We start from the raw sequence: 11,592 nt of genomic DNA on the forward strand, positions 1-11,592 counted from the left end.
GTTAATAATTATTCTTTTTTTTGTAGTAACAAAACAACTGATTTTTAACATGAAACGCATCGTAATTTTTGCTTCAGGTTCGGGTTCTAACGCCGAAAACATCATAAAACACTTCAACTCAACTCAAACTGCAATTGTTACTCACGTGCTCTCTAACAACGAACATGCCAAAGTTTTTGACCGTTGTGAAAGACTTGGAATAGATGCATCTCTCTTTGATAGAGAAAGTTTTTCAAAAGATGATACTGTTTTAAATTTCTTGCATGTAGAAGCCGATTTTATCGTGTTAGCAGGGTTTTTATGGCGTATTCCTGCTAAAATTGTTGAAGCTTTTCCTAATAAAATTATTAATATTCACCCTGCATTATTGCCAAAATATGGTGGAAAAGGCATGTATGGAATGAATGTTCACAGGACTGTAAAGGAGAACAATGAGCCTGAAACGGGCATCACTATTCATTATGTGAATGAAAATTATGATGAAGGAGCCATTATTTTTCAAGCAAAAACTGCTGTTTCTTCTGAAGACACACCCGAAACTATTGCTCAAAAAGTTCATGAATTAGAATATGAACATTTTCCGAAGGTGATTGAAGAAGTAATTTTACAAAATGAGTAAAAAGAAAAAATACTATGTTGTTTGGAAAGGTAAAAAAACAGGTATTTTTTTATCTTGGGATGCCTGTAAAAAGCAAATTGATGGTTTTACAGGTGCACAATACAAAGCATTTGCCGACAAAAAAGAAGCAGAAATCGCTTTGAGTAAAAGCTATAACGAGTACAAAGGGAAAGACACAAAAAAACCTACCTTATCAGCTACAGAAAAAGCTAAATATGGCTCTCCTATACTTGAAAGCATCTCAGTTGACGCCGCTTGTGCTGGTAACCCTGGGTTAATGGAATACAGAGGTGTTTTAACACATGGTAAAAAGGAAATTTTTAGAATGGGACCATTTAAGAATGGTACTAATAATATTGGTGAATTCTTAGCTCTTGTACATGGAATTGCTTTATTGAAAAGTAAAAAAATGGACACTTACCCTATTTATTCTGATTCAAAGATAGCCATGAGTTGGGTTAAAAAGAAGCAATGTAGAACCAACATTACATTTGACAGCTCTAATAAAGAGATCTTAGACTTAATTAAACGTGCTGAAACCTGGTTACAACAAAACTCATTTAAAAACCCATTATTAAAGTGGGAAACTAAAGCTTGGGGCGAAATCCCTGCTGATTTTGGCAGAAAATAAAAAAACCGAGTATTTAAAATACTCGGTTTAATTCTCTTATTCTGCAAAATATTAACTTATTTCACTGCCATTTTGGTCTCTTCCTTCCAAGTTTGTACGCTTGCTATGGCATTATCTTTAAAATCGATTTCTTTCAATCCATCTTCTTTCCACATAAACCATTTACCTACTTTTTTTCCTGCTTCATAATGACCAATAGCCACTTTGTTACCTTTTGTATCAAAAGACGTCCAAGTACCTTCTAACTTTTTATCTTTGAAAAAACCTTGTTCTTTAATAGCACCATTTTCGTAAAAATACGTGACTTTTACTAACTCTCCTGTTACTTCATATTTTGGCTCTACTTCTTGAGCTTGTAACAATCCTACCGACAACATACATACTGCTAATACTAATTTTTTCATAATCTAAATCTTTTAAAGTTAACACCTGATAACACAAATATACGAAAAATTTACATATTTAAAACATTTACGTAACATTAAATTAACATTGAAGATTTTTTAAAATCTATTTATCCTTATAAAAAAGTTTAAAAACCTTATATTTACATGTATTAATCTTTAAAAAAAATTATTATGGCAGTAATGAAAGTTATTGAAATTTTAGCTAATTCTGAGAAAAGTTGGGAAGATGCCACAAGAAAAGCTATAAAACAAGCTTCAAAATCAGTAAAGGGTATTAAATCTGCCTTTGTACAATCACAAAGTGTCGTTGTTAATAATGATGAGGTAACTGAATTTAGAGTAAACCTTAAAGTAACTTTTGAAGTAAACTAACCTTAATATAAACTAACTACTTACTATGTGCGGTTTTGATAATCATCTAAGCCGCATATTTTATCTTTAAATTATTATGAACACTATACAATACATCCTTTTAGGCTTTGTAGCTTTTATTCATTTATATATTCTTATACTAGAAATGTTATTATGGTCTAAACCTAAAGGAATAAAAACTTTTGGTTTAAAATCTAAATCTTTTGCTGAAGAAACTAAAGTTATGGCTGCCAACCAAGGTTTGTATAATGGCTTTTTAGCTGCTGGTTTAATCTGGTCAATGATTACACAAAAACATGATTTTGCAATATTTTTTCTAATCTGTGTGTTCATTGCAGGGCTTTATGGTTCTTATTCTACAAAAAAACCTCGTATTTTTGTCATTCAGTCTATACCTGCTTTATTAGGATTAATCAGTTTAATGCTATAAAACCTAGCCACTACTAACTAAAATCATTCATTAACAACTAAAATTTACCATAACTAATGGAAAAGTATTTAGAAAAATTTCAAGAACTGATAGTTACATATGCTCCAAAAGCTATTGTTGCTATTATTATTTACATTGTAGGTTCTTACATTATCAACTTAATTCTTAGAGCAGCTAAAAAAGTAATGTCTAAAAGAGATGTAGATATTACGTTACAAAAGTTCTTAGTAAACCTTTTAAACTGGTCTTTAAAAATTCTTTTAATTATTACAGTAATAGCAAAACTGGGTGTTGAAACTACTTCTTTTGCTGCTATTTTAGCCTCAGCTGGTTTAGCTGTTGGTTTAGCCTTACAGGGCTCATTAGGTAATTTTGCTGGTGGTGTTTTAATTATGCTTTTTAAACCTTTTAAAGTAGGTGATTTAATTGAAGCCCAAGGAGAGATCGGTGTTGTAAAGGAGATTGAAATCTTTACTACCAAGCTTACAGGATTATCTAATAAAGAAATAATTATTCCTAATGGTTCTTTATCTAATGGAAATATTGTTAATTATTCTTCGGAAGGAACTCGTAGAGTGGATTTAACTTTTGGTGTTTCTTACGATGCTGACATTAAGCAAACTAAAGAAATATTAATGAATGTTATTACTTCACACCCTAAGGTATTAAAAGACCCAGCACCTACAGTAAATGTATCTGAATTAGCTGACAGCTCAGTAAATTTTGCCGTAAGACCTTGGTCTAAAACAGAAGATTATTGGGCTGTATACTTTGATATAACTGAAAACACTAAAATTGCTCTAGATAAAGCCGGAATTGAAATTCCTTACCCTCACTCTGTGGAAATTCATAAAGAGGGTTAACGCTTTTTTTCGGGTGTAACCACAAAATCTTTTAAATAAAAAGGTTCAAAATAAGCGACATCTTCGATGTCGTTTTTTTTATATTTATCAAAACTTAACTTTACCATTTCTTTTGCTGAAGGAAACTCTCCGTCAATAAAAACTGCATTTTCGTGCGTAATAACTTCTTTACACTTTTCTGCTCCATCTCCTAAAAAATATACTTTTCCTTTTGACAAATACTCTTGAAAAGAATTTTCATCTATAACTTCAGCTTTAATATCTCTTACTTGTTCGTGTTTAGAATTATATACCGCTGCATATACTTCCATACGGCGAGCATCTAACATAGGAATAATTACTCCTTCCTCTATGGAAAGTTTATAAGCTAAAGATTGTAAAGTTTCTATAGATATTAAAGGTTTATCAAATGCAAAGCATAAACCTTTTGCTGCTGAAACTCCTATACGCAATCCTGTATAAGAACCAGGCCCTTTACTTACTGCAACAGCATCAATATCATTAAAAGAAAGTTTTGCTTCTTGCATAACTTGCTGAATAAATGGGTGTAGTTTTTCAGCATGTGAATAATTCCCTTCATTTAACTCTTGTATTGCTAAAAGTTCACCTTTATCTGCTACGCTTACCGAGCAGTTTTTAGTTGCAGTTTCTATATGTAAGATTGTTACCAAATCCGAAATTTATTTTTTGGCAAAGATACATTATAAAGAAAAACCTCATTAGTAAAATTCTAACAAGGCTCTTCCAACAATAAATATATCTTTCTTAGTTAGTCAACGATTGACTCTCCATAGTAAAACTTCAATACTTTCGTTTTAAACACATAATCGTATTTAGCTCTAATCATTGCTCCTTCTGCATTCACTAAACGGTTACGTACTTGGTCAAAGTCAAACTGAGTCATTGATCCATAGTCATAGCTAACTTGAGCATTTTTAAAGGCTTCCTTTTGTGCCTCTAATGATACTTGTGCTGCTTCATACGTTTTGGCAGCTGCTTTGGCATCTAAAAAAGCACTTTCAATTTCTTGTTGCAACTGCAACTTTTGATTTTCAAGAGCTAATTCTGATACCTCTTTATCAATAGTAGATTTAGCTACTCTGTTTTTTGTTTGGAAACGATTAAATATTGGAATATTTAACGAAACCCCTACTCCGTAACTTAAATTATTATCTAATTGCTTAAAAAAGCCATAAGACTCATATATAGGTAATTGTGTCACTGGATCAACTCCAATAACCCTTCTATCAGGCTCTCCAAATACTGTAAAATAAGAAGTACCTGCATTTGCTGAATAGGTTAAGGTTGGCAAATAAGCTCCTTTAGCTAATTCTATTCCTAAATCTGCGTTTTCAAGATTTAATTCTGCTCTTTCAATATCTGGCCATTGTGTTAATGCTTTTTCGTATACAACACTAGAATTATCATACAATAAAGCCGCTGATGGTGACCCCACTTCAATATCAGCAATAGCAAAATCTTCTGAAGAAATTTGTAACAACTGACTTAATCTAAGTAAAGCAATACTTAATGTGTTTTCTTGTATTACTACATTTTGAACATCATTAGCAGCTGTAGACTCTACATTCAATAAATCTCCTTTAGGTATTGCTCCTCCTTCATATTGAGCTTTTGCTCTTTCTATTTGTTTTTTACTTATTTCTGCTTGAACTTTAGCTACTGCAAGGTTTTCTTTTGCAAACAGTACATTTAAGTATTCATTTACTACGTTTAAAGAAATATCATTTTCTATTTTTGCTAAGTCTAACTCACTCCCTTTAACATTAAGTAAAGCTTGCTTTTTAGAATTTAAGTTTCTAAAACCATTAAAAATAGTACCTTGAGTTCCTAAAGCAAAGTTTGTTGAATACCTATCTTGACTGGTATTAACTCCGCTAACCCCTGAAGACAATCCAAAAGACCCTCTATGAGAATTACTAAATCCTAAATCAGGCAAGAAATTTCCTTTAGCGATCTCAACGTCTTTTTCTGCTAAATCTACACTTAACCGATTTTGTTTAATCGTTATATTATTTTTTAGAGCGTAGTCTACACACTCTTTTAAGGTCCATTGTTTTTGAGAAAAAACAGCTAAAGAAGTAAATATAGCTGTGAATAATGCAATTTTAGTTTTCAAAAGACAAATATTTTTTTGTTTAAATTATTAACTAGTTGATATTTCAAAAAAAGAAATATATTATTTTATTGTTAATTAGAAAAACCTTTAAACTGTTTATAATCAACAACAAAAAGCAATTAATTATTTTTAACCGCCTCTATATGACGATTAAAAATATAATTTGTTACAAAAAATATTGCTAAATTAAAATTAGGCTTTGCCTTTCTTTTTATGACGGTAAATAAAATAAAAAAGTACTCCTACTAATAAATAAGGAAACACCATTAAATAAGTAATTCCGTTATTTACTCCTTCTGCAACGGTTTCATTACCTCCTTCAACAACTGCTTTACACATAGCGCACTGTGCAGACATGTTCAAAGAAAAGAAAAACAACAGAGCTAATACGATAAGTTTTTTATACATAATAAGGTGATATCATTAAATACACTACTACTCCGGTCACTGCAACATACAACCATAATGGAAATGTAATTTTTGCTATTTTTTTATGTTCTGGAAAGTTTCCTAAACGAGCTCTCATAAATGTAATTAAAACAAAAGGTATAATTACTATTGATAATAAGATGTGAGTTATTAGAATGAAGAAATACACGTATTTAATCATCCCTTCTCCTCCAAATTTTGTAGAGTCAGAGGTCATATGATAAGCCACATACATTACTAAAAATAGTGCAGAACAAATTATTGCTGTTGTATTTAACTGCTCGTGTAATTTTCTTTTACCGTTTTTAATAGCTACAACAGATGCAACTAGTAATACTGCTGTAAAACCATTAATACTAGCATAAATAGGTGGTAAAAACGACAACGGTTCTACATTAGGTATTTTAATACCAAATAAAGCTGCTACCGCAATAGGAATTACAATAGATACTATCGTAATAAATTTTTTATATTTTTTTTCTTCTGTGCTACTACTCATGCTATTCTTTTAATAATAACTTAATATCTTCTTTTAATTCCGTTATCTGATCACCAAAACCATGTTCATCTAAAGCTCTATAATACATTATAGGGTTTCCATTTTCATCATATCGTGACCTGATATAACCGTCTTTATCTACCAAGGCAAACAATCCTGAGTGTTCAAATCCGCCATGACTAACTTCTCCTTTACCTGCATATAGCTTAAATCCATCATTAGACAAATTATACACTACATCGTCTGACTTCCCTGTTAATAAATGCCAATTCTTATGGTTAATTCCATTATTCTTAGCATATTCTTTTAGTAGATGTGGAGTATCTATATCTGGAGTAATTGAAAACGAAGCTATTCCGAAGTTAGGATTCCCCATAAATTCGTTTTGAATTTCTACCATTTTCTGATTCATTAAAGGACAAATGGTAGGACATGTAGCGAAGAAAAACTCAACCACATAAACTTTACCTTCATAATCTTTATTGGTAATAGTTTTCTCATCTTGATTGATGAATTCAAAATCAGGGACCTTATTAAACTTGTGTAAGTTTGCTGTTTGAAAGTGCGCTATAATTTTAGGTATAGCATAAATTCCAAAAAGTAAAATGACTAATGAAATACCTACGTATGAATAATTTTGTTTTTTCATGACTTAACCCTGGTTAAATTTGCCTATCTGCATTGTTCTTTTTTAATGCTAAACGATATTCTGCCAATACAACTTTAACATCGTCTTTCATCTTATTATTAAGCTCTGCTACCGATGTCATATTGTATCCAAACAACTTTCCACCCGCGCTATCTTCATCATCTGTTCTTCCTCTTAAATTTCCTTCTTTATCAATAATAAAAGCTTTAGATGAATGTAGTTTATTATCTAACGATTGGTTCGTTTTAAAACTATCATACAACACATTTATTTCAGTATCATCAGCATAAACAAACTTCCAACTAATCATATTTGTATAAGCACCTATTTCTTTTTCAAGTTTCTCAACATCGTCTTTAACTTCAGGAGAAGCTATTACAATTAGTTGAAAATCTTTAAATCCATAAAATGGCTTGTATATTTTCTCATTAAGATTAAATAACTCTCCTTTAACTTCCGTTACATTCTTTCCTAAAAAAGTAACTATTGATATTTTTCTATCAAATTGATGTTGTTTACTTACGGAGGATATATCTATCACATTTTCTGTAAGCACGGGTAATTTTGCAAAATTATTGATTCCTAGTGACAGAAAAATATAAAACAATAGAGGCACTATAAAAAGTGCAAACAGTACTATGTATCTTTTTGTTTTATTCATTTTACTAAATCTTATATACAAAAAGAGGCGGTTAACACCACCTCTTTTCTCATTTTATTTTGATTACCACTTTACTAATGGTGCTAATGTATCGTGTAAGTAATCACCTTCTATTAGAATTAGTGTTACTAAATAACATATTAAGAAAACACCTGTCCAAACAATAGCTCTTCTTAACCATGGTTTTTCTCCTTCTAAGTGCATAAATGCCCAAGCAATATAATAAGCCTTTGCTATTGTTAAAATAATAAATATCCAGTTAAGCAAATGAGTTCCTAAAAAGTCATTGAAAACTAAGAAATCTGGTCTAACTATACCTAAGGCAACTTCTACAGTTGTTAACACTGTTAAAATTGCTAAAACAATCCAAATTCTTTTTGTATTTGATTCGTGTGCGTGTGCCATCTCTTCTTTTTTTTAAAATTTATACTAAGTAGAAGAAGGTAAATACGAATACCCAAACTAAATCTACAAAGTGCCAATATAAACCTACTTTTTCAACCATTTCGTAGCTTCCTCTACGCTCGTATGTACCTAACACTACGTTAAAGAAAATGATAATGTTGATTACAATTCCTGAGAATACGTGGAATCCGTGGAAACCAGTAATAAAGAAGAAGAAATCAGCAAAAATAGGGTTACCGTATTCGTTCTCAATTAAATTAGCTCCTTCAACAACTCTAGTTGCTGTAGCTAACTTTGCGATACTTTCCTCTCTAGATAAAATAATTTTTTTCTTAGTATCAGGATTGATTTTTTCGATTCTAACTAATAAAGAAGGATCTGCTTTAAAAGCTTCTTGAATTTGAGCTACTGAATATTGAGAGATTGTAGCTTCCTTTTCAAACCATAATCCATTTTCTCTTTGATGTTGTACTCTTCCATCTTTTCTATCACTATGAACAAAATCAGCCAAAGCTATTTGATGTCCGTCTTTTACAAATTGTAAAATGTGATTATCGGCAGTTTTAACAGCTCCGTAAGAACCATTAATAAAGTTTTTCCATTCCCAAGCCTGAGAACCAACGAAAATAATACCAAAAATAATGGTAGCAAACATGTACCAAGCTACTTTTTTCTTTTGCATTTTATGACCTGCATCTACCGCTAACACCATTGTTACCGATGATACAATTAAAATAAACGTCATTAATGCAACATAATACATCGGCGCATGAACACCGTGTAAACCAGGAAAGTGTGTAAATACCTCATCAGCGATAGGCCAAGAGTCAATAAACTTAAAACGTGTTAAACCATACGCTGCTAAAAAGCCCGAAAAAGTTAATGCATCAGATACGATGAAAAACCACATCATCATTTTCCCATAACTAGCGCCAAATGGTTTTACACCACCTCCGCCCCAGGTCTCTTTGTTGTCAGAATTTACAGCAATATTTGCTCCCATAAATCTCTTTTTGTTAATTTTTGTTTAATCAGTGCGCCAAAATTACGCATTTTTCATCATCTAATAAAATAGAAAAAGAAAAATAGGTAAATCCACAATACATCTACAAAATGCCAGAAGATTGCACCTAGTTCAAATCCAAGCATATTGCTTGATGTATACTTCTTTTTAAAATGATTATAAATAACAACTAATAACACTAAAACCCCTGCTAACAAGTGTAAAACGTGCATAAATGTTATTCCTATTATAAACGATGTTGAAACTGTACTTTCAGGTCCGGTAAAATACAAACCTGTATTTTTTAATTCATTAAATCCTACCCATTGATACCAAACAAAGCCTAAACCTAGTATTAATGTACCCAACAATAAGATTAATGATCCTTTAATATTATCCTTTTTTAATAATTTTTGAGAGAAAAACAACGTAATACTACTTAGTACAATTAATACAGTACTAATGTAAAATGCCTGAGGCAAATCGAAGGTAACCCAATCTTCACGATTCATACTTACTACATAAGCACTAGTTAATCCTGCAAAAAACATAACCATGCTCACCATGGAAATCCATAGCATTGGTTTAGCTGATTTACGTTTAGCTACTTTTAATTCTTCTTGTAACGATTGTTCACTCATTAGTGTAAAAATTTATCTACCACATATATAATGGGTACTATTGTAATATAAAAAACACTTGCTAACATCAATTTACGCGCATCTGTGTTTTTTTCTGTTTTATATAATTGTATTGCATAATACAACATTAACAATCCTAATAACAGGATAATTACTGCTGTTAACGGATATATATATAAATCTCCTGTTACTTTTAACACAGGTGCAATTGACATTAAAATCATTATGCAGGTATAAAAAATAATTTGCACCACAGCGCCTTTGTCTTTTTTATCCATTGGTAACATGTGCAAGCCTGCCTTGTTGTATTCTTCAAACTGTAACCAACCAATAGCCCAAAAATGAGGGAATTGCCAAAAAAACTGAATCATAAATAAAAATCCTGCTTCAATACCAAATTTACCCGTTGCTGCTACCCACCCTAACATAAAAGGTATAGCCCCTGGTATTGCTCCAACAAATACTGCTAAAGGTGTTACTGCTTTCAACGGTGTGTAAGCACTTGTATATAAAAAGATAGAAATCGCTCCAAATAAAGCACATTTCGGGTCAATTATATATAAAATTGTAATACCTGCTATTGTAAAAAGAGTTGCTATAGTTAATGCTACGGTTGTAGACATTCTTCCTGATGGTAACGGACGTTTTTTTGTGCGCTGCATTACTGCGTCAATATCCTTTTCTATTACCTGATTAAAAGCATTAGATGCCCCTACCATTAAGTAGCCTCCTAAAGCTAATAATACTATAGTAGTATAATCAATTGTTTCTGCTCCTAATAAATACCCTGTAACTGATGTAAAAACTACACTTATAGATAATCCAACTTTAGTTAATTGTTTAAAATCTTTAACTATTGATTTTACAGAGGGTTTAGTATGTACAGATGAAACAGAATTCACTTCTAATTTTAAAAAATTTCTGCAAAGATATTCCATTCTTATTGAACCACCATAAATTTTTATTGGAATTAAAATTGAAAAAAAATAAAAAGTGCTTTGTAATTAAAAAAAAGGTTTTATATTTGCACCCGCATTCGCAGTAATGCACGTTCATTAAAATAATAAATGACTACGCGAAAGTAGCTCAGGGGTAGAGCATCACCTTGCCAAGGTGAGGGTCGCGGGTTCAAATCCCGTCTTTCGCTCAAGCCTTTTTTAAAAGAGTATGCTGAAGTGGTGGAATTGGTAGACACGTTGGACTTAAAATCCAATGAGCCGTAATGCTCGTGCGGGTTCAAGTCCCGCCTTCAGTACCAAGAAACCTCACTTGTATGAGTGAGGTTTCATTTTAAAAGTAGTCATTAACAAAGCATACGCTGAAGTGGTGGAATTGGTAGACACGTTGGACTTAAAATCCAATGGGCCGTAATGCCCGTGCGGGTTCAAGTCCCGCCTTCAGTACAAAAGCCTTAACAAATTTGTTAAGGCTTTTTTTGTACCTATACTTTTTATAATATTGCTTGTAAAGTATTAATAAACGTCTCGTCTAACCCCCAAAAATAAAATACATGTCTAAAACATATTACGACCCTGCAGACTTACGTAAGTTTGGCAAAATAACAGAATGGAGTGAAGAATTAGGAAATAAGTTTTTCGAATACTACGGAAAGGTCTTTGAAGAAGGCGCCTTAACAGCACGAGAAAAAAGCTTAATCGCTTTAGCTGTTGCACATACTGAGCAATGCCCTTATTGTATTGATGCGTATACAAAAGACGGATTACAACGCGGAATCACTAAAGAAGAAATGATGGAAGCTATTCACGTTGGAGCTGCTATTAAAAGTGGTGCTACATTAGTACACGGAGTTCAAATGATGAACAAAGTGAACAAACTAGAAATGTAA

17 protein-coding genes and 3 tRNA genes are annotated in these 11,592 nt (G+C 31.8%); 9 read left to right on the forward strand and 11 right to left on the reverse strand.

Annotated elements, in window-relative coordinates:
* The first annotated feature begins 49 nt into the window (after positions 1-49).
* On the forward strand, positions 50-619 hold the full coding sequence (purN, locus tag C8N26_RS01645) for a phosphoribosylglycinamide formyltransferase (protein WP_120185751.1): 570 nt from the start codon (positions 50-52) through the stop codon (positions 617-619).
* Positions 612-1,250 carry a ribonuclease H1 domain-containing protein gene (locus C8N26_RS01650; protein WP_120185752.1) on the forward strand — a complete coding sequence of 213 codons (639 nt, stop codon included), beginning with the start codon at positions 612-614 and terminating at the stop codon, positions 1,248-1,250. Before purN ends, C8N26_RS01650 begins: the two co-directional genes overlap by 8 nt.
* Before the next feature lie 56 nt (positions 1,251-1,306).
* Here C8N26_RS01650 and C8N26_RS01655 read toward each other — a convergent pair whose 3' ends face one another.
* The gene (locus tag C8N26_RS01655) at positions 1,307-1,654 is read right to left on the reverse strand and encodes a toxin-antitoxin system YwqK family antitoxin (RefSeq protein ID WP_028891434.1); all 348 of its coding nucleotides are present in this window, start codon (positions 1,652-1,654) and stop codon (positions 1,307-1,309) included.
* Positions 1,655-1,828: 174 nt separating this feature from the next.
* Between C8N26_RS01655 and C8N26_RS01660 the strand changes: the two genes are divergently transcribed.
* From C8N26_RS01660 to C8N26_RS01670, 3 genes are all read left to right on the forward strand, one after another.
* The gene (locus C8N26_RS01660; protein ID WP_028891435.1) at positions 1,829-2,029 is read left to right on the forward strand and encodes a dodecin family protein; all 201 of its coding nucleotides are present in this window, start codon (positions 1,829-1,831) and stop codon (positions 2,027-2,029) included.
* A gap of 76 nt (positions 2,030-2,105) precedes the next feature.
* The gene (locus C8N26_RS01665; protein WP_120185753.1) at positions 2,106-2,459 is read left to right on the forward strand and encodes a DUF1304 domain-containing protein; all 354 of its coding nucleotides are present in this window, start codon (positions 2,106-2,108) and stop codon (positions 2,457-2,459) included.
* Between the two features lie 56 nt (positions 2,460-2,515).
* Entirely contained in the window at positions 2,516-3,322 is an 807-nt protein-coding gene (locus C8N26_RS01670) for a mechanosensitive ion channel family protein (RefSeq protein WP_028891437.1), read from the forward strand.
* Here C8N26_RS01670 and tsaB read toward each other — a convergent pair.
* From tsaB to cyoE, 10 genes are all read right to left on the reverse strand, one after another.
* Positions 3,319-3,993, reverse strand: coding sequence for a tRNA (adenosine(37)-N6)-threonylcarbamoyltransferase complex dimerization subunit type 1 TsaB (gene tsaB / locus C8N26_RS01675; protein ID WP_120185754.1), 675 nt, complete (start codon positions 3,991-3,993; stop codon positions 3,319-3,321). The genes C8N26_RS01670 and tsaB overlap by 4 nt on opposite strands.
* A 98-nt stretch (positions 3,994-4,091) precedes the next feature.
* Positions 4,092-5,459: a TolC family protein gene (locus tag C8N26_RS01680; RefSeq protein ID WP_028891439.1), complete on the reverse strand. Its 1,368-nt coding sequence runs from the start codon at positions 5,457-5,459 to the stop codon at positions 4,092-4,094.
* A gap of 192 nt (positions 5,460-5,651) precedes the next feature.
* The gene (locus C8N26_RS01685; RefSeq protein ID WP_028891440.1) at positions 5,652-5,867 is read right to left on the reverse strand and encodes a hypothetical protein; all 216 of its coding nucleotides are present in this window, start codon (positions 5,865-5,867) and stop codon (positions 5,652-5,654) included.
* On the reverse strand, positions 5,860-6,387 hold the full coding sequence (locus C8N26_RS01690) for a DUF420 domain-containing protein (protein ID WP_120185755.1): 528 nt from the start codon (positions 6,385-6,387) through the stop codon (positions 5,860-5,862). The genes C8N26_RS01685 and C8N26_RS01690 overlap by 8 nt, the downstream gene beginning before the upstream one ends.
* A gap of 1 nt (position 6,388) precedes the next feature.
* The gene (locus tag C8N26_RS01695) at positions 6,389-7,036 is read right to left on the reverse strand and encodes an SCO family protein (protein ID WP_120185756.1); all 648 of its coding nucleotides are present in this window, start codon (positions 7,034-7,036) and stop codon (positions 6,389-6,391) included.
* A 13-nt stretch (positions 7,037-7,049) separates the two neighbouring features.
* Positions 7,050-7,697 (reverse strand): hypothetical protein, encoded by a 648-nt coding sequence (locus tag C8N26_RS01700; RefSeq protein ID WP_120185757.1) that lies wholly within the window; start codon positions 7,695-7,697, stop codon positions 7,050-7,052.
* Positions 7,698-7,760: 63 nt separating this feature from the next.
* Entirely contained in the window at positions 7,761-8,102 is a 342-nt protein-coding gene (locus C8N26_RS01705) for a cytochrome C oxidase subunit IV family protein (RefSeq protein ID WP_028891444.1), read from the reverse strand.
* Between the two features lie 19 nt (positions 8,103-8,121).
* Entirely contained in the window at positions 8,122-9,105 is a 984-nt protein-coding gene (locus tag C8N26_RS01710) for a cytochrome c oxidase subunit 3 (RefSeq protein ID WP_028891445.1), read from the reverse strand.
* Positions 9,106-9,161: 56 nt separating this feature from the next.
* On the reverse strand, positions 9,162-9,746 hold the full coding sequence (locus C8N26_RS01715) for a cytochrome c oxidase subunit 3 (RefSeq protein WP_120185758.1): 585 nt from the start codon (positions 9,744-9,746) through the stop codon (positions 9,162-9,164).
* Positions 9,746-10,684: a heme o synthase gene (cyoE, locus tag C8N26_RS01720; protein WP_120185759.1), complete on the reverse strand. Its 939-nt coding sequence runs from the start codon at positions 10,682-10,684 to the stop codon at positions 9,746-9,748. The genes C8N26_RS01715 and cyoE overlap by 1 nt, the downstream gene beginning before the upstream one ends.
* A 137-nt stretch (positions 10,685-10,821) precedes the next feature.
* On the opposite strand from cyoE, the gene C8N26_RS01725 reads away from it, so the two are divergent.
* From C8N26_RS01725 to C8N26_RS01740, 4 genes are all read left to right on the forward strand, one after another.
* Positions 10,822-10,893 (forward strand) — tRNA-Gly (locus tag C8N26_RS01725).
* Positions 10,894-10,915: 22 nt separating this feature from the next.
* A tRNA-Leu gene (locus C8N26_RS01730) sits at positions 10,916-11,004 on the forward strand.
* A 59-nt stretch (positions 11,005-11,063) separates the two neighbouring features.
* Positions 11,064-11,149 (forward strand) — tRNA-Leu (locus C8N26_RS01735).
* A gap of 107 nt (positions 11,150-11,256) precedes the next feature.
* A complete protein-coding gene (locus C8N26_RS01740) occupies positions 11,257-11,592 on the forward strand; it encodes an arsenosugar biosynthesis-associated peroxidase-like protein (protein ID WP_120185760.1) in 336 nt (111 codons plus the stop codon).

The sequence above is a fragment of the Tenacibaculum lutimaris genome, from assembly GCF_003610735.1.
Taxonomy (GTDB): Bacteria; Bacteroidota; Bacteroidia; order Flavobacteriales; family Flavobacteriaceae; genus Polaribacter; species Polaribacter lutimaris.